This window comes from Pseudomonas sp. KnCO4 (assembly GCF_045344305.1).
GTDB lineage: Bacteria > Pseudomonadota > Gammaproteobacteria > Pseudomonadales > Pseudomonadaceae > Aquipseudomonas > Aquipseudomonas anuradhapurensis.
This window is the reverse complement of record NZ_CP174199.1, coordinates 2,235,897-2,262,322: the sequence shown is the minus strand read 5'-3', so window position 1 is coordinate 2,262,322 and position 26,426 is coordinate 2,235,897. Positions and strand designations below refer to the sequence as shown.

Genomic DNA, 26,426 nt, shown 5'->3' with positions numbered 1-26,426 from the left:
ATGAAAGGCAACAACACTACCTCCACCGACGCCACACGTGTGGAAAGCGCACCGCTGCAAGCGGTACTCGGCAAGCCTTTGCCCCCTGAGCCAGCTGTTTCGGCCGAGCCGGAAGCTTCAGCGCAGACGCCACCGCCGGAACAGGCTGACGAAGGCTACCCGGCAGATCCGGAATTCCAACTGCGGGGCGGCTACGACAACCTCATGCTGGATGCTGCGGCACCGCTGTTCGGCCTGGTCATACGCCTGCGCACGCTGGATGAGTTGCCCAATATCCAGAAGGTGCACCAGCAAGTGCGCACCCAGATCGAAAATATCCAGGAGGAGATCCGCCAGCACGGCTACGAGCCCGCCCAGGCGCTCGCCTATTCCTACGGCCTGTGCCTGTACATCGATGAAGCGGTCATGGAAAGGCCATGGGGCAAGAACAGTTGCTGGAGCCAGGAGCCCCTGCTGAGCATCTTCCACGACGAAACCTGGGGTGGGGAAAAATTCTTCACGGTGTTGTCCCGTCTGATGCAGGAACCCGCACGTTATCAGGACGTACTGGAATTCATGTATTTCGCCTTGTGCCTGGGGCTGAAAGGCAAGTACGCCATCGCGCCAAAAGGCGAAGAAACGCTGAACGCGCTGATCCACCAGCTTCACGGGATGCTTCGTGAACTACGCGGCCCTGCACCCGAAGCGGTGTGCGACCCCTACACCCATGTCGCGCCGCGAAATTTCCGCATGAACCGGCAATGGCCATGGTGGAGTCCCCTGGTGATTTCCCTGGTTGCCATGGCCGTGGCCTACGGGATCTACAGCTATCGCCTGCACTTGATTACCACCGAAGTACTGGAATCCCTCAACGGCATTTTGCAGCAGTAATCCAGCTGAACCGCATCATCGACTGCCACGAATTAGCGAGGCGCCCGCCTCGTTGACAAGCCCATCGTTCCCGATGGCCATGCCCTTGCGAGACAGGGCATGTAACCCGTGTAAATCTGGAGTACACAATGGCCTCACCCGCATATTTGAAAGTCACCGGCAAAGTGCAAGGCGATATCAGCGAAGGCGCAAGCACGGCGGCGTCGATAGGCAATATCTACCAGTCGGAGTTTGAAAGTGAAATCATGTTGCAAAAGGTCGAACATGAAATCAACACACCGATCGACCCACAGAACGGCCAACCGTCTGGCAAGCGTGTGCATGGGCCGTACAAGGTGACCTTCACCACGAACAAATCCAAGCCGCTGTTACTGGAAGCAATCTGCAAGGCAGAGTTATTGCCGGAAGTGACAATCAAGCAGTTTCGCGCCACCAGCGAAGACCCCAACGAGCACTATTACACAACGACACTGACGGACGCGACAATCATCAAGATGCGGACCGAGCAACCGCATGCACAAGAAGTCACCTCCACACCGCGACATCAGGAGGTGGAACTTTGGTTTTCCTATCGAAAGATAACGGAATGCCACGAAATCTGCGGCACCGAAGGGTCTGACGACTGGCAACAATCCTGACACCCAACCACGCGTCCAGGCATTGGATGATCCGGACGGCTTCGCCGCCCGGATACCTGGAGACCATCAGACGGTGAACAAGGACTGCTCATGCCTAGCCAATCCGACCTGTATTACAGCTTCCAACCGCTTGTTTACCGACCCGCGTTGGAGGTCGTGTCCTTCACCCTCAAGGAAAGTATCAGCCAGAACTTCAAGCTGGAACTGGAACTCATCAGCTACGAACACGACCTCGACTTCGGGCAGTTACTCGACAAGCCGGCATTGTTCACCATCAGCCGTGCGAACTGCCCCTTGCGGCATGTTCATGGTCTGATCAGCGCGTTCAGCCAGGCCGATAGTGGCCCGCATCGCACCCGCTACAGCGCCGTCGTCGAACCGCAACTGGCCCGCGCCGGCCTTCGCTCGAACTGGCGAATCTTCCAGCACAAGAGCGTGCCGCAGATTCTCGAAATGATGCTCAAACGCCAAGGCATTACTGAATACCATATCGCCAAAGGGTTCGATTACCCGGCGCGGGAGTTCTGCGTCCAGGCCGGCGAAACCGACCTCGCTTTCTTTTCCCGCCTGGCGGCCGAAGAAGGCTTCGTCTATCGCTTCGAACATACCGAAAACAATCACAAACTCATCCTGACCGACCGAGTACTCGCATTCGGAAATATCCCGTCCGCTACAACCCCCGCCAGGCATGACGAAGAAGGCTTCGACCCTGATGACAAGCCTGGCGAACCGCGCCGTGTGCTGTATCAATCGCATGGCGGCGGCGCCCAGGCAACCCCCTGTCTACGGCGGTTGCGCTATAGCGAGCGAGTGCGTACCGCCCGCCAGGTGCAGCGCGACTACACCTTCACCAAACCAGCCTATCGCCTGGAGCAAAGCGCTTCGGGGCCTTTTCTGGAGCACCAGTCCAGCGCCTATGAACGCTTCGATTATCCGGGCCGTTACAAGTCTGATGCTGTCGGCAAGCCGTTTACCGAAAACCGCATCACCGCGTGGCGTCACGATGTACGTATCGCCGAGGTCGAAGGCGACGACCCGCGCTTGCAACCTGGCCTGAGCTTTACACTTGCCGGCCACCCGCGAGACGACCTCAATGTGCATTGGCGAGTGAATGCGGTCAGCCACACCGGCAGCCAGTTCACCAGCCTACAGGAAGAAGCCGCCGGCGCCGACCAGAGCACCCGCTACCAGCAAACCGCAATGCTCGTCCCTGGCAGAACCGAGTGGCGCCCTGCACCGCTGCCCAGGCCTCGCGTCGATGGTCCCCACATGGCCACGGTGGTCGGCCCGCCCGGCGAAGAGATCCATTGCGATGAGTGGGGCCGGGTCAAGGTCAGCTTCCCCTGGGACCGCGAGAGCCAGAACAACGCGTTCAGCTCCTGCTGGGTGCGGGTATCGCAAGGCTGGGCGGGCGGCAGCTGGGGTTCGATGGCCATCCCCCGGATCGGCCAGGAGGTGATCATCCAGTTCGTCAATGGCGACCCTGACCAGCCGGTGATTACCGGACGTACCTACTGCGCAGATCAACTGCCGCCTTACGACCTTCCCCGGCACAAGACACGCATGACGATCAAGAGCCAGACCCACAAGGGCGATGGCTTCAACGAGCTGCGCTTCGAAGATGAACTGGGGCAGGAGGAAGTCTTCATCCATGCACAGAAAGACCAGAACATTGTGGTCAGGCACGATGAGTCCACGCAGATCGGCAATGACCGCAAGGAACAGGTCAATAACGACGAGTCCATTCTGATTGGCCGTGACCGCGCTGAAACCGTTGGCAATGATGAACGCGTCGACATCGGCCATGACGCCACACTCGTTATCGGTCGAAACCAGACAATCAAGATCGCCAAGGACCGGGTTGAAACCATCGGCAACCACCGCCATGACCAGATCGCTGCCAACCACCACACCCGCATTGGCGGCAATCTTGAGCAACAGGTGGAAGGGCATGTTGAGCTGGAGGCCCGCGGTGAAATTCGCAGGCGTACCCAGCGCTATGAGCTGCGTACAGCAGAAGCGGTGGTCATCCAGGGCCCTGGCGGCTCGATCCGGATCGACGCGGCAGGCATAACCCTGGACAGCCCGACAATACGCATCAACGGCCAGGTGCTGCAATCGGCAGATGGAGCAGGCAAGCTGTTCTCCATCAGTGGCGCTCCAGACCCTGGCAAGCCACTGGATCGCCAGTGCGGGCGCCGCCCCGATGGTTCCTGCCCATTGCCCGACTGCCCTTGTCGCAGAGGGCCAGGTCGATGAAAACCACGTCCTCAAACACCTTGCCAAGCGTGCAGTTCGGGGAAAGCGCGCGCTTTCTGCTGCTGATGACCGACGTGCTCGAGTACTGGGCCTACCGGCCCATATCCCAGATTCTGCCCAATGGCGAGCTGGTACCGGCCTATGCCCCTTCGGTACTTGAGCTGGTCAGTGATGTGCGCCGAAACACCCGGCAGGCGTGGCTGTGGAAGCGCAGCGCCCTGGACGAGCGCCACGACTTCGGGCCATTGCTGGTGAACGTGGCAGACGCGCCCGAACTGCTTGCCCATGCAATCGCTACCTGGATGCCCATTGGCGGTGCCATCGCGCTGGATGCCGATATTGGCCTTGGTGGGTTGGCAGACCATTTCACCAACCTGGTACAGGTTTCGCTTCCTGACCAGGGGCTGGCCACGTTCCAGTTCAGACCGGATCACCTTGCAGCCTGGCTGGATGCACTGGATGACGACCATCGGGCTGCCTGGCTTGGGCCTGTGACTTCACTGGCCTGGCGAGTCAACTGGGGGCCAGTCCACGAATGGAGGACGCTCGAGCGCAACCCGACCAGTGCTCGTGCCTTCTCGCAGGCCCCACTCTCCCTGAGCAAGGTCGAGCTGGAACGGCTGCAAGCAGGCCTGCACGAGCACTTCGTGCTCACCTTGGCTCACGAGGTAGCAGCCCTGCCACAGCATGCCAACCACACATTGGCGGACATCAGGCAATGGATTGAAAACCTGCTGCCGCAATTGACGGCGCTGAACTTTCGCGATGAGGAGGTCGCTGGGCAATTCATCAGGCTGATCGCCAGGCACATGTGGCTCATGACCGATGATCAGGCCGTCACGATCTACACCAACCTGAAGGAGTCACCCCAGAGCCGGCTCCACGAACTGCATGCATTGATCGAAAGCGAGGAGCCCGCCCCATGAACGACGCCTCCGTGAGCAGCGCCACCTCCGGCCCTGCCTGCAGCGCACGCATTCCCATCCTGCCGGTGCGCTATGCCATCGTCCCGCGCAGCGGCGACGCTCCTGCCTGCCGCTATGCCGCTGCCGGCTTCAACCTCAAGCAGGATTTCCCTCCGCTGCAGCATTCCGCCTACACCCTGCGCGCCCTGCGCCCGGGCTATGTCTACGTGTTCATGCAGGGCCCCCGGGGCCAGAAGCTGGTCATCCACGAGTACCTCGGCGCAGGCCTCTACAAGGAACTGCGCTATCGCGGCCTGGAGGGCTACCACCTGCGCGATCGCTACCTGTCCAGCCGCACCCTGGGCTGGGTCTGGGCCGACACCTGCCCCGATACCGCCAGCGACGTGTGGATCGGCTACAGCCCGCACCTGTGGACCAACGCCATGACCGCCCGCATCAGCGCTTCGCCAGCCTTGCGCAAACGCCACATGCGCCAGCTGGACATGGCCGAACTCATCAGCGCCAGCCAGGCCCCGTCAAGCCAGCCCCACGTCTTGCCAGTCAGTGCCCTGCCCACCTGGGTCGAAGATTTCAAGCCTGCCGCGCGGCGCATGCCCCTGAGCTGGAGCAGCGATCCGCTCAGCGAAACCTTGCCCATCGGCAACCTCGTTGCCATCGGTCGGCACTACCCCTACACCCAGCCGAAGGTACCGGTGGTGGTGGCGCTCGCCGACGCCGAGGGCATGGCCCTGGACCTGAGCCTGACGGTGTCCGCCTACCAGCACCAACTGCGCGACCTGATGCCCGCCGAGCAGTTGCAGCACCTGAAACCCGCCGAGGGCCCCGAGCACGAACGGGTACCGGCCTGCTACCGGCTGGATGCCGAACAGCTGAGCCCACAGAGCCGCGACTTCCACCACCGCAACCTGGTCGCCATGCTGCTGAACAAGACCCTGGAAAGCCTGTATCCGGCGGATGCGCCATCCCCGGAGCTGGCCGCGTTCCGGCTGGGCACGGAACGGCGCGGGCCTGCCCTGTCGCCCTCGGCATCGCGGTTCCAGGCCCTGACCCATGAAGACTATTCACCCAATGGCGCGCGCCTGGCACAGCGCCTCGATAGCGTCAGCTACCTGCGCTTCCTCGCCGAACGCGATGAGCTGGAGCAACGCATCGGCGCCCTGCGCAACCAGGCCTTGCAAGCCAGCCACGACCATGACGCCTGGCTGGCAACCGCCGAACCCCGGCATATCGACGACCCCTACAGCCTGGCCGCCGCCCTGGCCTGCTACGACCGCGACGAACTCACTTCCGCCCGCGGGCTGGAAATTTCCCTGGCGCTGCTGATCCAGCCGATGGGCCAGCCGGCCCCCGGTAGCGAAGACCAGGACCGCCGTCTCAAGCGCCTGGAGCAGTGGCTGGACCAGCACGACAGCCCGCTCTACACCGCCCTCGCCCCGTTCAACCCGTTCAAGGACAAGGCCGACGCGATCGGCAGCCTGCTCGGCGCCAGCGACAACGTGATCGAAGGCTTGGCCGGGCGTTTTCCGGCCATGGCCGACATCACCGACCTGACGGCCCAGTCGGTCAACACCGTGGTGCTCAAGCGCCTGCGTGGGCAGACTCGCTGGGATGCCAGCCGTGGCCTGCGCCAGCAAGTGCTGCTGGCGGCAGGTGAAGCCAATGCCGAGAAAGCGCTCGGGCTGTTGGCGGCACGCTACCGGATTACCGACCAGGCGATCAGGGAAAATCCATTCAGCCAGGAGGTGCAGAAGTACCTGAAAAGCGGCATGGCGCAGGTGGAGGAAATGAAGCGCCTGCGTATCTCGGGAAGCCGGACGATTTCAGTTGAAATGACCACTACCGTACGGGTGAAACCCAACTTTCTCGGGTTGCTGACATCCAGCGTTGGCGGTGGTTTGAACGCCGGGATGCTGTGGTTCAACGTGTTATCGCTGAAGACGGCCTACAGCAGCCTGCAGAAAAGTGATGCGCCGGAATACACCATGGGCTTCGCTTCATCGATTTTCGGTGTTATCGGTGCGGCGGCGTCGACGTTGGTCAGCGTACGCGCAACGCAGAAAGCCGTGATGCTGAGGCTGAGTTCGACCGCGCCAGGGATGGCGTTTGGCAATGGATTAGTCAAATTTCTAGGAAGTAACCTGTTTGCGCGGGTATCTGGATATCCAGCAATTTTACTTGGATTGCTTTCAGATCTGCAGAAGGCGGAACGTCAAAAGGACAACGGCGACTCAAGAGCTGCCACGTATACTACCCGCGGCGGGTTCGCCATTGCTGTGGGGTCTGTGCTGGTACTTGAGGGTAGTCTAGCGATCGCAGGTCCAACGCTGTTAATTCCGTTTGCAGGCTGGGCTGCTGGCTCAGTTTTCTTAGCTGGGACGGCAATCATTGCGATCGGGTTGTACCTTCATGCCAAAGCACATGAAAGGATCCATACCCCTACAGAGCTATGGGCTGCCAGATGCGTATTCGGCACACGCAAGAACGACGGTGAAGCACGAAAAAATATCACACTTGATTTTGAAAGAAGACTACCAAAATTCAGAAATTTAACTGATGAAATTGAAGCTTGGTACGCTGACCACTACGCGCCCATTCTGCTGACGGAGAAGGAAGCAGGCATTATTGGTGTTGAAGGATTAAACAGCACCTGGAACGAAGCCAACCATTGGTCAACACCAAACTGGACCTCAATTATATACAATGAGGCGGCCACAGCCATTCCTTCCGCAGAATTCTCAATTCTTTTAAAAGGCTTCATCATAGGGCAAAGTGAATGGTCAGCCGCTGTCAACACTCTATCTGAGAACAACCAGGTGTCGAACCTAACAATGGATATAGTCTGCTTTCCCACAAAAGCAGGCCTGATTCTGAACTTCAAGGGTTCAGTACAAAACAAAAGAAGCATAAGCCTTAGCGTCGACTACCACCCCAATCAAGGTCTACTGACGACCTCAGAATCATCCGCCAAATTCACACTGAGCAACTAGAATATGCCGACAATCTGGTTATTCACCCCCACTATAAAACAAAACGTATCACCCAGAATCCTAGGCCAGGTCGATCACATCAAACATAACTACCTCTGCCTGCGCAATCCTTGGGTTAACGACTCCGTTTTCATGGGGAAAATGTACGTTGCAATGATTCTATCGACGGCAGCCTACACATACCCAACCGCCCTCACAGAGCAATTAACATATGATGGTAATTATGAAATTTCGATCATGTTTCTACTAGCGCCCTTCATATTTTCGCCATTTTTATTTTATAGACTATATTTTATCAAGCGACTATCGGCCATATACCTTAACAGATACTCGAAAAAAATATATTATAAACGAATAGGCAAACTGTTCATCTTCGATTGGAACGATACGGTCGGCGGTATATTTAAACGCACCGAGTTCGGTGGTTCATCCTTTTCCACCAGTTATGCACTTGCCTTTGCCCCTCGCCGAGCCGACGGCAGCCTCCACCAAAAAGACTGCCTCTGGGTCGACAGCAACGAACCCACCGATTCCGACGTCCAGCACGTCGCTGAAGTATGGGAATACCTGCGCCAATTCATGGACCACGGCCCGGACAAACTTCCCCCTCCCGGCGAATCCAACTGGTGGCACAAGCCTCTGCACGCCATCTGCCTGACCCCGGCCGAAGCCTGGCGCCACTATGCCCCTTGGCGAACCGGCGAGCCTGGTGAGATGCAGGGCAAGAAGAACTGGCAACTACCGTTCTGGGCCGTACTGTTTCCCTACAACCTGACAGTCGCCATCTGCTGGTACGGCGTCTGTCGGCTGTTCAATGTCCGCGCAGCCCCACCGCCCTCAGAAGCGTTTGAGGAAGCCCCGGCACATCCAATCAAAAAGAAGCGGCGATGACAGACGCCAAGTGAGCACTGCTGCCTTCGGCAATGCCTGCAGGGAAGTGAAGCGCTTGCGTATCTCGTACTTTCCGTGAAGTCCTGGTGGACTTTTTTCCAGCCGCTACAACCGGGTTAATTGTGGCGGCTGGCTTAGTTCTAATTTCAAACACATTATCCCAATCAAACCATGCCCTCACCTCATCTAGCCTACAACACAAATCAAGGGCTAGATGAAACCAATGAGCCTTTCAACTTCCCTTTTTGAGCGCTGATCATGGCAACCATCTGGATATTCGACACAACATCCGAATCAGGTCACAAACCGGCTATTGGAGGACAGGTATTACACTTGTCCTACAATACTTTGTGCCTGCGAAACCCCTGGGTTACGGATTCCGTTTTTATGGGAAAACTATATTGCGCATCAATCATAACGATAATGTTTTTCAGTTACCCATACTTTTTCTCTGACGATGCGTGGAACCCGTATACATTCGACCCCATCCTGATGTTCGGATTCGCAATCGCCCCCTTCGTATTCCTTCCGTTTCTCGCCTATAGAATATATTTCATAAAGAACTTATCTAGCTTTTGCCTTAACCGCTCAACCAGGAAAGTGTACTACCAGCGATTGTCGAAATTATTAGTTTTTGAATGGTCTAACATCGGAGGTGGCATTTTCAAACGCACCGAGTTTGCCGGCGCCTCCTTCAGCACCAGCTATGCCCTCGCCTTCGCCCCTCGCCGGGAAGACGGCAGCCTTCACCAAAAGGACTGCCTCTGGGTCGACAGCAACGAACCCACCGAAGCCAGCGTCAAGCATGTCGCCGAAGTATGGGAATACCTCCGTCACTTCATGGACCACGGTCTCGACAAACTCCCCCCACCTGGTGAACCCAATTGGTGGCACCGGCCGCTTCACGCCATTTGCCTGACTCCGGCAGAAGCCTGGCGCCACTATGCCCCCTGGCGAACCGGCGAACCCGGTGAAATGCAGGGCAAGAAAAACTGGCAACTACCGTTCTGGGCCGTGCTGTTTCCCTACAACCTGACAGTCGCCATCTGCTGGTACGGCGTCTGTCGGCTGTTCAATGTCCGCGCAGCCCCGCCACCTCCGGAAGCCTTTCAAAAAACTACCGTTCAACCCACTAAAAAGAAACGCAGATGAAGCCCGTGGTTGGCCTTCGTCATGGTTGCCCGCCCCATGGCGAAGCCTGCCATTGGACAAAGCCCTCAATCGCACAGTTGGGCTGCCTTGCGGCCCGACGCCCCGCCAGATAAAACAGTCCTCATAACTTATTACAACTAGCCAACTTCAGTGTGAGAATAAACCTACACAGCCAAACCAGCATTAAACACCCCATTCAAGACGATGCGCCCGCTGCCAATCCTGAATATTTCACAAATTATTTCTCTGCTTGCATTACCGTTCGACAGCCACTAACACTTACCCATCAAACGATGGAGATAAAACATGTCACGACTTGCCGAATTCCGCGCACTCGAGCACCTGCTCGCCGCCAAGAAGCCCGAGCTGTCCTTCATAAGGATCGACCCGCACCTCAAACGAGAATTCGAGTTCGAAAGCAAACTCCACGACCTGCTTGCCGAATACCAGTTCGGCCTATCGGACATATTGGCGATCAGCGGGATAGAGGACGAAGATCGCAACCATTCATGGTCGCCTCCACTTCCATTGCGCCGCTTCAGGGCACGGCAAAGCAGGTACTACAGAAACCCGTACACCGCTGAGGTAATAGAAGCGAAGAGTACCTTGAACAAAACGCTGCAACGGTGGATTCAACAATACGGCCGCGAGGAGGTGAAACGCTGGGCAACTGTGTGGTACTGACACCTTGGTGCCAACCCATACCTGCCAGGAAAACCAATGTCCCCTGCCGATACTTTCCCGGCCTGCAGTGCCGAGACGAGGGCCCCGTCTGCTTCGCCATGATCCGCCCCACCGCCTCGCCCGCAGGCCACCGCAACCGTTCGATAACCGAACACTAGCCTCTCCCTTGAATTGACGCTGCCGCCTTCACTGCCCACCATGCACCGGCCTTGCATGTCCCCTGCCTGGGACTGGCGCCCTACCCGTAGCACCGCAGCTGAATACAATTTCAAGAACGAGCAGTTTATGAACCACTCCACGAACACCCCCGCCGCCCCTCGGACGCCCCAGGGTTCGATGGGCGACAAGCTTCGCGGCGCCTTCGCCGTCGGCAAGACCCGTTGGGGCATGCTTGCCCTGGTCTTCTTCGCTACCACCCTGAACTACATCGACCGTGCCGCGCTGGGCATCATGCAGCCAATCCTGGCCAAGGAGATGAGCTGGACGGCGATGGACTACGCCAACATCAACTTCTGGTTCCAGGTCGGCTACGCCATCGGTTTCCTGCTGCAAGGCCGGCTGATCGACAAGGTTGGGGTAAAGCGCGCGTTCTTCTTCGCCGTGCTGCTATGGAGCCTGGCCACCGGCGCCCATGGCCTGGCCACGTCGGCCGCCGGTTTCATGGTCTGCCGCTTCATCCTCGGCCTGACCGAGGCGGCCAACTACCCGGCCTGCGTGAAGACCGTGCGCCTGTGGTTCCCGGCGGGAGAACGCGCCATCGCCACCGGCCTGTTCAATGCCGGTACCAACGTCGGCGCCATGGTCACCCCGGCCCTGCTGCCGCTGATCCTGGCGGTGTGGGGCTGGCAGGCCGCGTTCATCGCCATGGGTAGCCTGGGCCTGGTGTGGGTGCTGCTGTGGCTGCTGAAGTACTACAACCCGGAAGACCATCCGCGCGTGCGCCAGAGCGAGGTGGAATACATCCAGCAGGGCGATACCGCCGAGCCGAGCCGCGTACCATTCAGCCGCATCCTGCGCCTGCGTGGCACCTGGGCCTTCGCCGTGGCCTATGCGATTACCGCGCCGGTGTTCTGGTTCTACCTGTACTGGTTGCCTCCGTTCCTCAACCAGCAATACAGCCTGGGTATCAACGTGACCCAGATGGGGATCCCGCTGATCATCATCTGGCTGACGGCGGACTTCGGCAGCATCGGCGGCGGCATCCTGTCGTCCTGGCTGATCGGGCGTGGCATGCGCGCCACCACGGCGCGGCTGGTGTCGATGCTGATCTTCGCCTGCACCATGCTCAGCGTCACCTTCGCCGCCAATGCCAGTGGCCTGTGGGTCGCGGTGGCCGCCATCTCGCTGGCGGTGGGTGCGCACCAGGCGTGGACGGCGAATATCTGGAGCCTGGTGATGGACTACACACCCAGGCACCTGGTGAGTACGGTGTTCGGCTTCGGCAGCATGTGTGCGGCGATTGGCGGCATGTTCATGACCCAGATCGTCGGCAGCGTACTGACCGCCACCCACAACAACTATGCGCTGTTGTTCACCCTGATCCCGGCCATGTACTTCCTGGCGCTGCTGTGGATGTACTTCATGGCACCGCGCAAGGTCGAGCACGCCTAGGCGCGCTGACACTTTCCTCTGCGGGGCCCCTTGCGGGCCCTTTTTTTTGTCGAGCCGCAAGGGGTAATGCCTGCTGGCTTGCCAGCGAACAAATGCAGTGCCCGCGCTACTTCGGTCAAACCTTGGCCAGCACCGCCATGGCTTTCTGCAGTGCCATGCGCGCACGTTGTTCACCACTGATGCCCTGCGCCAGCAGGGGCAGCGTGGGGATTTCCAGGCTCAGCGGTACATTCGGCGGCAAGGCACGCAGCAGGCCGACCAGGTCGGCATCGCCCTCGCCGGGGAAACGCCGCTCATTGCGTGCCTGGCGCAGGATTTCGTCCATGTCAGCCGGCACCGGGCCAGCGACGTCACACAACTGGGCGTAGCGCATGCGCTGTGGCGCCAGCTGCGCCAGGTCGTGCAACGAACAGCTGGAGCGGTTGAAGTGGAACGCATCCACCAGCACGCAGCCATTGCCGCGATCAGCATTGGCTACCACCCGCATGGCCTGGCGCAGGTCGCGCACATCGGTCCAGGGCATGAACTCCAGATGCGGATAGATACCGTAGCCCGCCGCCAGGTCGCACAGCGCGGCAAAACGCTCGGTCAAGCGCGCCTCGTCCGGATCGTTGCCCGCCACCAGCAGCTCTGTACCGCCCAGTTCTGCGCCCACTGCCAGAATCGGCTCGAAACTGGCCACACGGGTGTCTGCCTTCAGGCGCAGGATTTCCAGGTCGAGCACCTTGATACCCGTGTCGCGCAGACGCGCCTGGGTCTGGCGGCGCAGGTCGCCATCGGCCACCAGCGGAAAATGCTGCTCCTGCTCGGTGGCAGGCACCAGGCGCAGGCCAACGTGGCTGTAACCGGCGCGAGCCGCGGCTTCGACCATGTCCGGTGGGGACAGCTCCAGCACGGTCAGCGCCGCCAGGGAAAACACTCGATCAGTCATCAGTCGTTACCTGTAAGCATGAAGGGCGCATTCAAGCCACCTGCTCGGGCGCACAGGCCCGACCGCTGTCCGCTGCCTTGCGGATCGCTTCGATCAAGGCCAGGGTGCGCCCGCCATCGGCCGCATCGATCAGCGGCGCCTGTTCGCCACGGGCAACCCGCACGAAGTGTTGCAGCTGCAGGGTCAAGGCCTCGCCGGCTGGGATGCTTTCCACACTGTGCAACAGCGGCGAATGCCAACCCGCGCCGGCCTCGGCGTAGTGCCAGCGCTTGAGCTGGGGAATGCTCAACGCGCCCAGGGTGCCGGCCAGCAGGTAGCAAGGCTGGCCGTCCTGGCGCGGGTACACCGGGCTTTCGCCAGAGTCCAGCTCCCAGCTCCAGGGCGCGGCCACCGCGTCGGAACCGGTCAGGCTACCCAATGCGCCATTGGCGAACTGCAATAGCACCGCTGCGCTGTCTTCGTTGGCATAACCGCGCACATCGCTGCGGGTGAAAGCCTGAACCTGCTCCACCTCGCCACACAGGTGGCGCAGCAGGTCGAGGTCATGGATCAGGTTGGTCAGCAGGAAACCGGCGCCCGGCTCGCGCCGCCATGGGGTTTCGAAGTAGCTGTCGGGCTTTTGCAATTGCCACAGCGCGGTAACGTTGATCAAGCGGCCCAGCTTGCCGTCGGTAATCACCTGGCGGGCCTGGCTGATCAGCGGGTTATGCCGACGGTGATGGCCGACCAGGACCGGCACGTTGCGCCGACGCGAAGCCTCGATCAACGCGCGGACTTCATCCAGATGCACGCCCACCGGCTTTTCCACCAGCACGGGGATGCCGGCCTCGATGCAGTCCAGCGCGGTGGCGACGTGCAGGTTGTTCGGGTTGGCGACGATCACGGCCTCGGGCCGCACGCTATCCAGCATGCGCCGATGGTCGGCAAAACAGGGCACGCCGCATTCGGCAGCAAAGGCCTCGGCCTGTGGGCCTGGGTCGGCCACGGCACACAGGCGCGCTTGCGCCACGTTGAGCAGATGCCGGTAATGCTGGCGGCCCATGCTGCCAGCGCCGATCAAGGCGATACGAAGGGGTGCGTTCAACAGCCTGTCCTCTTGTGATTGTTGTACTGAGGATTCCGGAACCAGGTTCCACAATCTGCGTTAAACAATCTAGAACCAAGTTCTGCATTTCAGAAGCACTGACAAAACAGACTGTGCGGTTATCGCCCGCAAATGCGCCTCAGGCGAACAGTTCGCTGGCCCGGCTGGCTGCCGACAACTCCTCGGTCGCCGCCAACAACAGCGGCGCCAACTCTGCCAGGCGGCCTTGCGCCAGGCGCGCGCTGGGCCCGGCAATGCTCAATACGCCGATCACTTCGTCGCTTTGCGGGCGCCGCACTACCGCAGCCATGGCCGAGGTACCGACGGCGGAGGTTTCCTCGACCCAGGCATAACCGCGCTCCCGGGCCCGGTGCAGGTAGGCCAGCAGCTCATCGGTGGAGCGTGGCGCCTTCGGGCCGAACTGGGCCGGGTCGGCAATGCCCTGCCGCAGCACCATCTGCAGTGCCTGTTCATCATCCAGACTGGCCAGCCAGGCATGCCCGGACGCCGTGTAGAACAGCGGCGCATCGCGGCCCATGTCGGGGTCGTAGCGCAGCCCCGAGCGGGCGCCCTGGGACTTGGCAATCCAGGTCTGGCGGGCGCCGTCGATCACACCAAGGCGCACCAGTTCGCCGCTGTCCTGGGCCAGGCGGTCGAGAATCGGCTGGATGATGTCGGCACCGCTGCTGGCCAGGTAACGGAAGCCCAGTGCCACCAGTTTGGCCGACAGCTGGTAGCGGCTATTGTCACGGTTCTGCCGTACGTAGCCCAGCCGTGCCAACTCGGCGAGCATGCGGTGGGCAGCGCTCTTGGGGATGTCCAGGCGCTCGGCCAGGGTTTGCAACGGCAACCCCTGCGGTTCACCGGCAAGGTGCTCGACAAGACTGAAGGCGCGTTCGATCTGACTACCAGCCATGACTCAGGTCCCTGAAATTTTTGCGAATTCTAGAAGATGATTCCACAGCCTCGATAGCCGCCGCAGCCGCATCGAGCGGAATTGTCCGTTTATCGCCCATTAGTTGCCCGTAAAGGCCATCATGCCCTTGCCGGTCGGCAGGTTGCGCAAGAAGAATGTGGAACCTAGTTCCAATAACAAATACAGGACGCTTGCAATGCCTTCCGCTCTCATGGAAACCGAATGCGATCTACTGGTCATTGGCTCCGGCGCCGCCGGGCTGGCTGCCGCAGTGACGGCTGCCTGGCATGGGCAGAAGGTGCTCGTGGTGGAAAAGGAACCGGTGTTCGGCGGTGCCACCGCCTGGTCCGGTGGCTGGGCCTGGGTGCCGCGCAACCCGCTGGCACGCCGGGCTGGCATCGAGGAAAGCATCGAGCAACCGCGTACCTACCTGCGTCACGAACTGGGGGCGTATTACAACGCCGAGCTGATAGACGCCTTTCTCGAGGCCTGCCCGCACATGGTGGCGTTCTTTGAACGGCACACGGCGTTGCAGTTTGCCGACGGCAACGGCATACCGGACATGCACGGCGACACGCCAGGTGCGGCCGAAGGTGGGCACCAGGTGATTGCCGCGCCCTATGACGCTCGCGAAGTGGGCGCATTGCTGCCGCGCCTGCGCAAGACCCTGCGCGAAACCTCGTTCATGGGCATGCCGATCATGGCCGGTGCCGACCTGGCCGCGTTCCTCAACCTGACCCGCTCGCCCAAGGCCTTGCTGCACGTATGCAAGCGGTTTGGCCGCCACCTGTACCACCTGGCCCGGTATGGCCGGGCGATGCACCTGGTCAACGGCGTGGCATTGGTGGCGCGCCTGGCGAAGTCGGCACAGGACCTGGGTGTGCAACTACACGCGTCGGCACCGGCCAGGCGACTGCTGGTCGAGCATGACCGGGTATGCGGGGCAGTGATCGCCACAGCGCAGGGTGAACGATCGGTGCGTGCCAAAGCCGTGGTGCTGGCGGCAGGCGGCTTCCCCAACGATACGGCGCGGCGCCAGCAACTGTTCCCGCGCGATGCCAGCGGCCACGACAACCTGGCCCTGCCGCCCAAGGGTTGCTCGGGCGACGGCCTGCGCCTGGGCGAGTCGGCCGGCGGCGTGGTTGCGACCGACCTGAAGTCGCCGGTGGCCTGGGCGCCGGTTTCGCAAGTAGCGCACCGCGACGGTAGCGTCGGCCACTTCCCGCACATCATCGAGCGTGGCAAGCCGGGCATCATCGGCGTGCTGGCCAACGGCAAGCGGTTCGTCAACGAAGCGCATGGCTACTACGACTACGTAGCGGCCATGGTTGCGGCCGTACCGGCGCAGGACGAGGTGTGTTCGTGGCTGATCTGCGACCACCGCTTCCTGCGCCGCTATGGCCTGGGCTACGCCCGCCCGGCGCCGTTGCCGGTATGGCCGCACGTGCGCAGCGGCTACCTCAGGCGCGGCGCCACGCTCGACGCGTTGGCCGAGGCCTGCGGCATCGACCCGGTCGGGTTGTGCGCCACGGTCAGCGAGTTCAACAGCCACGCGCGTAACGGCCAGGACCCCGCCTTCGGCCGTGGTTCCACAGCATTCAACCGCAAGCAGGGCGACCCGCAGCATGACGGGCCCAACCCTTGCGTGGCACCGATCGAGCATGCGCCGTTCTATGCCGTGAAGGTACAACCCGGCTGCTTTGGCACCTTCGCCGGGCTGCGCACCGACGGCAATGCCCGCGTGCTGGATGCGGCCGGGCAGCCAATCGCTGGGCTGTACGCGGCGGGTACCGACATGGCCAGTGTGTTTGGTGGCTGGTACCCGTCCGGTGGCATCAACCTGGGCCCGGCGCTGACCTTCGGCTATGTGGCCGGGCGCCATGTTGCCGGGGCACGCGCCCATGAATGCGACTGATCAGCTTGCTCGCGAGGGGTAAATCTGCTTACTTCGCCCAGCCGGCTCCGCTCCCATTGTTCAGGAACTCCACGATGATTCACGGCAAGACGCTGCAAGCATGGTGCAACTCCCACCCCCTGATCGAGGACCTGGTCGCCCTGCGCGAAACCCGCTGGTTCAACCCGCACATCGCCCCCGCCGCAGAGGCCCTGGCCGATGTCGGCCTGAGCGCCGCCGACGTGCGTGCGGCCAGCGCCCGGCTGGCCCGCTTTGCCCCGTACCTGGCCAGCGTGTTCGCGGATACCAGCGCCTCTGGCGGCATCATCGAATCGCCATTGCGGCCATTGCCCAAGTTGCACGCCACCTTGCTGCAGGCGGCCGGCCTGCCCGCCAGCGGTTCGCTGTGGCTCAAGGCCGACAGCGAACTGCCGATCTCCGGCTCGATCAAGGCCCGCGGCGGTATCCATGAAGTGCTCAAGCACGCCGAGGACCTGGCCCTGGCGGCCGGCCTGATCAACCTCGACAGCGACTACCGGGTTCTGGCCAGCGCCTCGGCACGGCAGTTTTTCAGCCAGCACAAGGTTGCGGTCGGTTCGACCGGTAACCTCGGCCTGTCGATCGGCATCATCAGTGCCAGGCTAGGTTTCCAGGCCACCGTCCACATGTCGGCCGATGCCCGGCAATGGAAGAAGGACAAACTGCGCAGCCATGGCGTGAACGTGGTCGAGCATGCCAGCGACTACAGCGTGGCAGTGGCGCAGGGGCGCCAGCAGGCGGCGGCGGACCCAACCTGCTACTTCGTCGACGACGAGAACTCACCGCACCTGTTCCTCGGCTACGCCGTGGCCGCCGAGCGGCTTGCCAGGCAGTTCGACACGGCCGGCATCCAGGTGGATGCCGAGCACCCGTTGTTCGTCTACCTGCCCTGCGGCGTTGGCGGTGGGCCAGGTGGCGTGGCGTTTGGCCTGAAGCTGCTGTGGGGCGACCATGTGCACTGCCTGTTCGCCGAACCCACCCACTCGCCGTGCATGTTCCTGGGGGTTTACAGCGGGCTGCATGATGCCACCAGCGTGCAGGATTTTGGCATCGACAACCTCACCGCCGCCGATGGCCTGGCGGTGGGCCGCCCTTCCGGCTTCGTTGGCAAGGCCATGCAGCGCCTGCTGGACGGTTATTACACGGTCAGCGACGAAACCCTGTACCGGTTGTTGGTACTGGCCCATGACCTGGAACAGGCACGGCTGGAACCTTCGGCGCTGGCCGGCATGCCGGGGCTGCTCAAGGTGCTCGACTCGCCCGAATACCTGGCACGCATGGGCTTGTCGAGCGAGCGTATGGCCAGGGCTACGCACCTGGTGTGGGGGACCGGCGGCAGCATGGTGCCGGAGGCGGAATTCGCCGCTTATCTGAGCAAGGGCCGCTCAGGCACCTAGGCTCTGTACGAAAAGCCTTGATACTTGTTCATGCTGCGTTGAAAACAGCCTCGGAATGCTCATGTACTCCAGTACACTCCGCTTCCTCGGCTGTTTTCGCCTTGCCTGACCTGCGTCTCAAGACTTTTCGTACAGAACCTAGCGCCCGAGCCCTGGGCCGGCAGCGCCAGGGCTTGCTGGAACGGCTATCTCAGTCGACCAGAATCTTCGGGTTGGAGTTGCCCCATACGGTGTACAGGTCGGCCAGCAGCGCGCCGTTGATTTCTTCGATCTCGGCCTGGGTGATTTCGCCCCCGGCCTGCTTGCCGAACAACACCACTTCGTTGCCACTCTTCACATCGGGGAAGTCGGTGACATCGACCATCAACGTGTTCATCGACACCTTGCCTACCACCGGCACACGGTGGCCGTTGATCAGCACATGGCCCTTGTTGGTGAACACCCGGCGATAGCCATCGGAGTAGCCGACGGTGATGTTGGCCAGGCGCGAATCACGGCTCAGGGTAAAGGTACGGTCGTAGCCGACAGTGTTGCCGGCCGGGTAGCTGTGTACCGCTGCCACGTGCGACTTGAACTGCATGACCCGCTGGTACTCGGTGTGCGTCGGCACGGTATCGCCGAACAGCGCGCCACCGGCGCGCACCATGTCCAGGCGCGCTTCCGGCACTTCCAGCGTGGCGAAGGAGTTGGCCGTGTGCAGGGTGAGCTTGCTGCGATCCAGCTTGGCATGCTTGATCAGCCAGTCGGTCTGCTCGTTGAAGGCGGCCAGGCCTTTGCGCACATCGTCCTTGTCTTCCACGGCGAAGTGAGTCATCAGCGCGACCAGCTTGAGGTGCTTCTGGTCGGTGATCTGCAGTGCTTCGCCACGGCCAGACCAGGTGGCCATTTCTACCCCGTTGCGGCTCATGCCGCCGGAATTGAGCGCCAGGTGGATGCGCAAGGTCTTGCCGTGACGCTCGGCCAGGGCATCGAGCTGGCGGGCGAATTCGGCGCTGCCGACCAGTTCTTCCATGTCGTACTGCAGGGCATCTTCCACTTCACCGAGGCTGGCCAGGCGCACCCGCACCAGCTGCCCGGTGAAGCCACTGGCACGGACCACACGGGCTTCCTCGTTGCTGGCCACCGCCACGCAGGGCACGCCCTGGGCAATGATCGAGGGCATCACCAGGCCGATGCCGTGGCCATAGGCGTCGGCCTTGAGCACGGCGCACAACTTCGACTTGCCACCCAGCTCGGCCTGCAAGGTCCGAATGTTGTGCTGCAGCGCGCTGGCGCTGATTTCGACCCAGGCGTTGCTGTTCTGCACAGTCAGGGCGGTGGTGCCGTTGTCCATCGACAGCGGCGGTGCGGCGTACAGCGGGGCTTGGCCAGTGATCAGCAGAGCGAGGGAGGCAGCCAGGAGGGTACGGCGAAATGGCATGGTGATTTCTCTATTCTTTTTTTTTGGTGATGTATGCGGCCGGAAAGACCCAAGGGAATTGGTGCTCGGCACGCCTCAGCGAGGGTGCCACAGCCATTGGGGATATGGCCAGCTGTGTCGCGCCCAGCCAACACCGGCTAGGCTCTATACGAAACAAAATGTCGCAACACCGCATGGAACAGGCCAGTGAGACCATGGGGGGCGTAGCTTTTCGCGAGCTTGTTGAAGCCTGTCACGATGCGGCGGTTCTCTTTCAGCCAGCCAAACCGCCATGGTCTCACTGGCCTGTTCCATGCGGTGTTTGCGACAGCTCTTTGCGTACAGAACCTAGTACCCGGTCATTTCCAGATAACCGCGCCCACCCGCACTCCCGGTCAACCGCACCGGCCCTTCCCAGTACGGGAAGCGGGTGTCCATCCACGCCTGCGGCTCCAGCGCCTCGGCCTGCACATCCACGCCCTGCCCCGGCACCCGCACCCGCCAGCGCGTCGGCACCTGCTTGCCGTTTTTCTGCCGCGTCCAGGCCTGCGCCTGCAACTGGACCTGCGCCCCCGCCAGCGCCACCACCTGACCTTGCGGGCCAACCCAGGTCCCGGCGCGATACGCCTCGCCCTGGGCCTGGCGCACCTGGAACAGCATCAGCTTGGCACCGTTGTCCAGGTGCAGCGAAAACCAGTCCCAGCCGGTCTGCCCGGGGGCCAAGGGCTGGCTGCTCCACTCCCGGTCCAGCCAGGCCCGGCCTGTGACAGCAATACATTGACCGTCACGCTGCACATACCCATGCACGTGGTAGAACGGCTGGCTGTAATAATACGAAGCCTGCCCCTTGCCGGACTTCTCGCTGTAACCCTGCTCGCCATGCAACACCAGAGGCCCGTCGCTGTGCAGTTGCAGGTCATAGCGAAAGCCTTCGGTAGCGGCCAGCATCTGCAGGTTGTCGATGCCAACGCTGCCCTGCAGCGACCAGTCATTGATCCACGCCCGGAACGGCTGGGCCTGAACGCCGGCCTGGCCGATGCCGCCGCGCGCCAGGGTCTCAGCCGACTGGTGGCCGCCCGGGCCGGTCAACGCCGCGTGCCCCAGCCACAGGTTCGGGCTGTTCCAGCCAGCAGTTTCCGGGCCGGGGCGCAGGGCCGAGCGGAACAGTGTCCACTGCACGCCCCAGTCCCGCTGGCGGGCATCCTGCAGGTTGGCGGTGACGTACCACCATTCGATGCGAAAGCCATCATGCGCCCCATGGTCGCGTGGAAAGGCCAGGTGCTGGCCACGAGTCACCTGGCTGAACGCAGCCGCCTGCTGGCCGAGCCCGGCATAGCTTTGCTCCGTCGGCTGCTCGCAGCCACCCAGCAAGCCACTTAGCAAGCCACACAGCAGTACGCGCAGGCTACGCCTCATCGGTGAACGGCCTCAACAGTTCGCGCGGCTGGCGACGCGCCAGCTGCCACAGGGGCCAGGCGCTGGCCAGCAGGCTGGTCAGCAAGGCCAACAGGGCCAAGTGCAGCAGTTGTGCGGGGAACAGGTAAAGCGGCAGGCGCCAGCCGAATGCCTGCACGTTCAGCACCGCGACCAGGCACCAGGCCAACAGGATACCCAGCGGAATCGCCAGCAGCACGGTAAGGCTGCTCAGCAGCAATGTCTGCCCAAGGCTCAACCAGGCCAGCTGCGCACGCCGCACCCCCAACGCCCACAATGGCGCCAACTGGCCCAGGCGAGTCTGGCCCAGGGTCAGCAGGTTGATGAACAGCGCCACGCCGGCCACGCCAAGGGTCAGGCTGTTGAGTGCCGCGGTGGCGGCAAAGGTGCGGTTGAACACCTCGGTCGACCAGCGTTTCAGGCGGGCCTGCTCGACCACCCGGCTGTCGTCCAGGGCAAAGCGCTGCTGCAATGCGGCGATGAGCGATGGCGCCTGGTCTGCAGCTATATCGACGCTCACGCCAGTCAGGGAAGCCTGCACCCAGTGCTGGCGTAACCAGCCAGCATCGACCAGGGCATGGCCCTTGGGGTTGCCGTAATCGGCATATATCCCCACGACAGTCAGGCCCGACGAGGTGTCTGCCGGCACCCTCAAGCGGTCACCCAGGTGCAGTTCCAGGCGCCTGGCCAACTGTTCACTGAGCATCACGGCCTGCCCGCGGGCCAGCTGCTCCCAGGCACCTGGCTGTTGTTCCAGCAATGGCCAGCGTGCTGGATAGGCCGGATGGTCGAGGATGCCCTGTACCTGCACCGGCCAACCTTGCAACTGCGTTTCCACGCGCCAGACAGGCAGTACCGTGCTGGCCCCGGGTTGCAGCCCGAGCCACTGGCTGATCTGCAGGCCCTGGGCGGTATCCCGCGGGGTGATGTACAGCGCGGCCGACAGGCGCTGGTCAAGCCAGCCGACAAAGGTCTTGCGAAAACCTTCGGTCATGCTGCCGACACCGACGCTGGCGGCCAGCGCCAGCAACAGGGCCATCAGCGCCAGCGCCAAGGCCGGCAGTTGCTGACGACTGTCGGCGACGAACCATTGCGCCAGCGGCCGCCGGCAGCGGCGCGCCAGCCAGGCCAGCGCCCTGTCGAGCAAGGCGGGCAGCAACAGCGCCGCCGCCAGCAGCAGTGCTGCCAGCATGCCAAACGCGCTGGGCAGGCTGTTACCCAGCACGCCGCAGCCCAGGGCCAGCATCAGCAGCAGGCCCGCCAGCAAAGCCTGCCGCCGCAACCACGGCCCTTGCGCCTGGCGCCAGGCCTGGGGCTGCGCCAGCGCCAGCAAGGGTAGCCGGGCGGCCCGCAGTACACTGCTCAGCCCGGCCAGCAATGCCCCCAGCACGCTCACCAGCACACCCGCCAACCACCACCACGCCGGCAGGCTCAGCGTGCCGGCCACCTGGGCGCCATACAGGCCGCGCAGGCTGGCGGCCACATCGGGCAGCAAGCATGCGGCCAAGGCATACCCACTGGCCACCCCGGCGACGCCACCCAGCACGGCGAACAGGCCCAGTTCCAGCACCAATGCCCACAACAGGGTGTTCAACTGGAGGCCACAGGCACGCAGGTTGCGTATCAGCCCGCGCCGCTGCTCCAGCGCCAGGCCGATCGCGGCATGGGCGATGAACAGGCCGACGACGAATGCCAGCAGGCCAAGTGCCGTGAGGTTCAGGTGGAAACTGTCGGTCAGCCGTTGCAGGCCACCGTCATCCTGCCGCGCCTGCCATTCAAGATCAGCGGCGAATGCTCTCGGCAGCGGCCCTGGCGCAGTGGCCAGCAGCAGGCGCGACAACTGCCCAGGCGCATGCAGCAATGCCTGCGCATGGCCAATGTCCACCACCATCACCCCAGGGGCCAGCGCAGGTTGCAGCACCACCGGTGGCAACAGCTGCCCTTCGCTGTCGCGTGCCGCCGCCCCGGGCTCCACGTTCAACTGCCGCAATGTATCTGGCCCCACCCAGGCCTGCCCTGGCGAGCCGATGAACGCTTGCAGGTCGAGGGCCGGCAGCTGCACCCCGGCAACGCTGCTGGCCGGCGGCAGGCTCAATGGCTCGATGCCGATCAGCCGCACACTGCGTGGCGGCTCGCCCGGCAAACGCAAGCGGCCTTCCAGCACCGGGGAAACCGCCCAGCCCAGCCTGCGCAGCTGCACGTACAGGGCCTGGTCGAAGCGCTCGCCATTGCGCGCCACCAACTGCGCCTGCAGCGGCGCCGCCAAAACCGCACTGGCCCGGGCATAGTCGCTGCGCGCCTGGCTGTTCAGCGCCTGCACACCGGTCCACAGGGCGGTGGCCAGCCACAGGCCGGTAAAAATGCTGAAGCATTGCACCCGGTGGCGCCGCCAATGGCTGAGCAGCGCCCACAGGGCCAGTGGCAGCAGCCTCATCCGCCCTGCTCGGCCCGCACACGGCCGGCCTGCAAGTAGCAACGTTGCTGCAAGCGTGCCGCCAGGCGCGGGCTGTGGGTCACCATCAGCACACCACTGCCGGCCTCGGCGACCAGTTGCAACAGCAGGCTCAGCACCTCGTCGCTGCTGGCTTCATCGAGGCTGCCGGTGGGCTCGTCGGCGAGCAGCCAGGCCGGGCGCCCAGCCAGCGCGCGGCCGATGGCAACCCGCTGTTGCTGGCCGCCGGAGAGCTGTTCCGGGTAGCGCTCCAGCAGGCTCGCCAGGCCCAGGCGTTGCACCAAATAGGCGACCCATTGCGGGTCATGCCGCGCAGCCAACCGGGCCTGGAAGGCAAGGTTGGCCGCCACGTCCAGGCTGCTGATCAGGTTGTACTGCTGGAATACCAGGCCAACCGCCTGCCGCCGCCAGCGCGCCAGCGCCGCCTCGGAGCGGCCATCGAGCGGGGCGCCGTCGATCAGGATACGGCCACTGTCGGCGCGGTCGAGGCCGGCCAGCAGGTGCAGCAAGGTGCTCTTGCCGCTGCCCGACTCGCCCATCAGCGCCAGGCTGCTGCCACGGGCCAGGCGCAGGTCGACGCCCTGCAATACCGGCAGCAGGCCTTGTGGGGTGGAGTACGATTTGTGCAATTGCTCGATGACCAGCATCGATAGGCCCTGTTGGCTTCAAGTGTCCTTTTAGGCATAGCAGGTTCAGGGCAATGCGCGTGCATCGTTGCAGGGCCAGGTTGCAGCTTGGTAGCGCCGTGATGAACAAATCTTCATGTTGCCGGCGGCCCGCGTGATTACGGGCGTGGCAGCTGCCATTGCTTTAGCGCCGGCAGGCTTTTGCCTTGAGAGGGCCTGGTAGCTTGCGTAGCATCACCGCCCCCGCTGCCACAGCGCTCGCGCCCACAGGTCAGCTTGCACGGCGTCCGCCGTCATCCAGCCCCACCACCCGCAGACAGAACCGCCGATGCCGCAACCCATCCCCCTCAAGGACCACGAAAAGGAAAAGCACCTGGTCAACCGCCGGCTCCTGGCCTGCGCCGCCCTGGTCTTCAGCCTGTGTGCCGTGCTGGTGGGCCGGCTCTATGTGCTGCAGGTGGTGCAGCATGAGCAGCAGAGCGCCGTGTCGGAAAACAACCGCGTGCACGTGCTGCCCATCGCTCCCGAGCGCGGGCTGATCTACGACCGCAACGGTGTGGTGCTGGCCGACAACAAGCCCAGCTTCGACCTGACCATGACCCGCGAACGGGCCGGCGGCGACACGGCCAAGGTGCTCGACACCCTGGCGCAGGTGCTGGGCCTGGGCGAAGACGAGCGCAAGCAGTTCGACAAGGACCTGCGTCGGGGCCGCAAGCCGTTCGAGCCAGTCACCCTGATGGTCGGCCTGAGCGAAGAGCAGATCGCCCTGGTGGCGGTGAACCAGTTCCGCCTGCCGGGCCTGGAAGTGGAGCCGCAGTTCATCCGCGAGTATCCGCTGGCCGAGCATTTCGCCCATTCGGTGGGCTACGTGGGGCGGATCAACGAAAAAGAGGCCAAGGCCCTCGACAACACCGAGTACCGCGGCACCCAGTCGATCGGCAAGACCGGTATCGAACACTTCTACGAAAGCCAGCTGCACGGCCACGTGGGTTATGAAGAAGTCGAGACCAACGCCCAGGGCCGGGTGATGCGGGTGCTCAACCACAAGGACCCGACCCCCGGCCAGGACATCGTCCTGACCCTGGACGCGCACCTGCAACTGGCGGCGGAAAAAGCCCTGGGCGACCGCCGTGGCTCGGTGGTGGTACTCGACCCGGCCAACGGCGATGTGCTGGCCATGGTCAGCAACCCCAGCTTCGACCCCAACCTGTTCGTCAAGGGCATCAGCTACAAGCAGTACGCTGCGCTGCGCGACTCGATCGACCGGCCGCTGTTCAACCGCGTGCTGCGCGGCCTGTATGCACCGGGCTCGACGGTCAAGCCGGAGGTGGCCATTGCCGGCCTGGACAGCGGCGTGATCACCCCGGGCAGCCGGGTCTTCGACCCGGGCTACTACGAACTGCCCAACTATGACCACAAGTACCGCAACTGGAACCGCAGCGGCGATGGCTGGGTGGACATGTACAGCGCGATCATGCGCTCCAACGACACCTACTTCTACGACCTGGCACACAAGCTCGGCATCGACCGCCTGCACGACTACCTGGCCGAGTTTGGCCTGGGCCAGAAGGTGTCGCTGGACATGTTCGAGGAAGCCGCCGGGCTGATGCCGTCGCCCGAGTGGAAGCGGGCCACGCGGCGCCAGGCCTGGTTCCCCGGCGAGACGCTGATCCTCGGCATCGGCCAAGGCTACATGCAGGTCACCCCGCTGCAGCTGGCCCAGGCCACCAGCCTGCTGGCGAGCAAGGGCGTGTGGCACCGCCCGCACTTGGCGATGACCGTGGGCGGCACTGCACCGCTCGACCCGCACCCGATGCCCGATATCGTGCTGCATGACAGGCATGCCTGGGACCAGGTCAGCCAGGGCATGCAGATGGTCATGCACGACCCGCGCGGGATCGCCCGTGCCGCAGCGGCTGGCGCGCAGTACCGGATTGCCGGCAAGAGCGGCACCGCGCAGGTGGTGGCGATCAGGCAGGGCGAGCGCTACAACCGCGAAAAAACCCAGGAACGGCACCGCGACAACGCCCTGTTCGTCGGTTTTGCGCCTGCTGACCACCCAAGCGTGGTGGTGGCGGTGATGATCGAGAACGGGGAAGCCGGCGGACGGGTAGCGGGCCCGGTGGTGCGGGAGGTAATGGATGCCTATCTGCTGGACGAACAGGGCCATCTGAAGCCTGAATATGCTGGTGGCGCAGGCGCGCATGCTGCGCCACACAGCTAGGCGTGAAAACGG

Annotated in this window: 19 protein-coding genes and 1 pseudogene; 12 read left to right on the top strand and 8 right to left on the bottom strand. The window is 62.8% G+C overall.

Annotated features, from left to right (window positions below; translation table 11 throughout):
* The 9 genes from icmH (at position 1) to ACJA3S_RS10560 (ending at position 12,018) form a co-directional block, all read left to right on the top strand.
* Positions 1–870 (top strand): type IVB secretion system protein IcmH/DotU, encoded by an 870-nt coding sequence (gene icmH / locus ACJA3S_RS10600; protein ID WP_406821787.1) that lies wholly within the window; start codon positions 1–3, stop codon positions 868–870.
* 128 nt (positions 871–998) lie between these two features.
* Positions 999–1,508 carry an Hcp family type VI secretion system effector gene (locus tag ACJA3S_RS10595; protein ID WP_406821786.1) on the top strand — a complete coding sequence of 170 codons (510 nt, stop codon included), beginning with the start codon at positions 999–1,001 and terminating at the stop codon, positions 1,506–1,508.
* Between the two features lie 90 nt (positions 1,509–1,598).
* A complete protein-coding gene (locus ACJA3S_RS10590; RefSeq protein WP_406821785.1) occupies positions 1,599–3,767 on the top strand; it encodes a type VI secretion system Vgr family protein in 2,169 nt (722 codons plus the stop codon).
* Entirely contained in the window at positions 3,764–4,693 is a 930-nt protein-coding gene (locus ACJA3S_RS10585) for a DUF4123 domain-containing protein (RefSeq protein WP_406821784.1), read from the top strand. The genes ACJA3S_RS10590 and ACJA3S_RS10585 overlap by 4 nt, the downstream gene beginning before the upstream one ends.
* Positions 4,690–7,680, top strand: coding sequence for a T6SS effector BTH_I2691 family protein (locus ACJA3S_RS10580; RefSeq protein ID WP_406821783.1), 2,991 nt, complete (start codon positions 4,690–4,692; stop codon positions 7,678–7,680). Before ACJA3S_RS10585 ends, ACJA3S_RS10580 begins: the two co-directional genes overlap by 4 nt.
* 3 nt (positions 7,681–7,683) lie before the next feature.
* The gene (locus ACJA3S_RS10575; protein ID WP_406821782.1) at positions 7,684–8,571 is read left to right on the top strand and encodes a hypothetical protein; all 888 of its coding nucleotides are present in this window, start codon (positions 7,684–7,686) and stop codon (positions 8,569–8,571) included.
* 258 nt (positions 8,572–8,829) lie between these two features.
* Positions 8,830–9,723, top strand: coding sequence for a DUF6708 domain-containing protein (locus ACJA3S_RS10570; RefSeq protein WP_406821781.1), 894 nt, complete (start codon positions 8,830–8,832; stop codon positions 9,721–9,723).
* Between the two features lie 306 nt (positions 9,724–10,029).
* Positions 10,030–10,407, top strand: coding sequence for a histone-like nucleoid-structuring protein, MvaT/MvaU family (locus ACJA3S_RS10565; protein WP_406821780.1), 378 nt, complete (start codon positions 10,030–10,032; stop codon positions 10,405–10,407).
* Positions 10,408–10,692: 285 nt separating this feature from the next.
* Positions 10,693–12,018, top strand: coding sequence for an MFS transporter (locus tag ACJA3S_RS10560; protein ID WP_406821779.1), 1,326 nt, complete (start codon positions 10,693–10,695; stop codon positions 12,016–12,018).
* A 115-nt stretch (positions 12,019–12,133) separates the two neighbouring features.
* On the opposite strand, the gene ACJA3S_RS10555 is transcribed toward ACJA3S_RS10560, so the two are convergent.
* The 3 genes from ACJA3S_RS10555 to ACJA3S_RS10545 all read right to left on the bottom strand — a co-directional run bounded on the left by ACJA3S_RS10555 (position 12,134) and on the right by ACJA3S_RS10545 (position 14,949).
* Positions 12,134–12,949 (bottom strand): sugar phosphate isomerase/epimerase family protein, encoded by an 816-nt coding sequence (locus ACJA3S_RS10555; RefSeq protein ID WP_406821778.1) that lies wholly within the window; start codon positions 12,947–12,949, stop codon positions 12,134–12,136.
* A 31-nt stretch (positions 12,950–12,980) separates the two neighbouring features.
* Positions 12,981–14,033: a Gfo/Idh/MocA family protein gene (locus ACJA3S_RS10550; protein ID WP_406821777.1), complete on the bottom strand. Its 1,053-nt coding sequence runs from the start codon at positions 14,031–14,033 to the stop codon at positions 12,981–12,983.
* 139 nt (positions 14,034–14,172) lie between these two features.
* Positions 14,173–14,949 (bottom strand): IclR family transcriptional regulator, encoded by a 777-nt coding sequence (locus ACJA3S_RS10545; RefSeq protein ID WP_406821776.1) that lies wholly within the window; start codon positions 14,947–14,949, stop codon positions 14,173–14,175.
* A 196-nt stretch (positions 14,950–15,145) separates the two neighbouring features.
* On the opposite strand from ACJA3S_RS10545, the gene ACJA3S_RS10540 reads away from it, so the two are divergent.
* Entirely contained in the window at positions 15,146–16,864 is a 1,719-nt protein-coding gene (locus tag ACJA3S_RS10540) for an FAD-dependent oxidoreductase (protein WP_406821775.1), read from the top strand.
* A 74-nt stretch (positions 16,865–16,938) separates the two neighbouring features.
* The gene (locus ACJA3S_RS10535) at positions 16,939–18,279 is read left to right on the top strand and encodes a D-serine ammonia-lyase (protein WP_406821774.1); all 1,341 of its coding nucleotides are present in this window, start codon (positions 16,939–16,941) and stop codon (positions 18,277–18,279) included.
* Positions 18,280–18,469: 190 nt separating this feature from the next.
* Here ACJA3S_RS10535 and alr read toward each other — a convergent pair whose 3' ends face one another.
* From alr to ACJA3S_RS10510, 5 genes and pseudogenes are all read right to left on the bottom strand, one after another.
* Complete coding sequence (gene alr / locus ACJA3S_RS10530; protein ID WP_406821773.1) at positions 18,470–19,699, bottom strand: alanine racemase; 1,230 nt, start codon at positions 19,697–19,699, stop codon at positions 18,470–18,472.
* Positions 19,700–19,865: 166 nt separating this feature from the next.
* Positions 19,866–19,965: pseudogene (locus ACJA3S_RS10525) on the bottom strand (IS5/IS1182 family transposase); the annotation flags it as partial.
* A gap of 61 nt (positions 19,966–20,026) precedes the next feature.
* A complete protein-coding gene (locus ACJA3S_RS10520) occupies positions 20,027–21,094 on the bottom strand; it encodes a lipocalin-like domain-containing protein (protein ID WP_406821772.1) in 1,068 nt (355 codons plus the stop codon).
* Positions 21,084–23,546, bottom strand: coding sequence for an FtsX-like permease family protein (locus ACJA3S_RS10515; protein WP_406821771.1), 2,463 nt, complete (start codon positions 23,544–23,546; stop codon positions 21,084–21,086). The genes ACJA3S_RS10520 and ACJA3S_RS10515 overlap by 11 nt, the downstream gene beginning before the upstream one ends.
* Entirely contained in the window at positions 23,543–24,211 is a 669-nt protein-coding gene (locus ACJA3S_RS10510) for an ABC transporter ATP-binding protein (RefSeq protein WP_406821770.1), read from the bottom strand. The genes ACJA3S_RS10515 and ACJA3S_RS10510 overlap by 4 nt, the downstream gene beginning before the upstream one ends.
* Before the next feature lie 307 nt (positions 24,212–24,518).
* On the opposite strand from ACJA3S_RS10510, the gene mrdA reads away from it, so the two are divergent.
* On the top strand, positions 24,519–26,414 hold the full coding sequence (gene mrdA, locus ACJA3S_RS10505) for a penicillin-binding protein 2 (RefSeq protein ID WP_406821769.1): 1,896 nt from the start codon (positions 24,519–24,521) through the stop codon (positions 26,412–26,414).
* Positions 26,415–26,426: the final 12 nt, after the last annotated feature.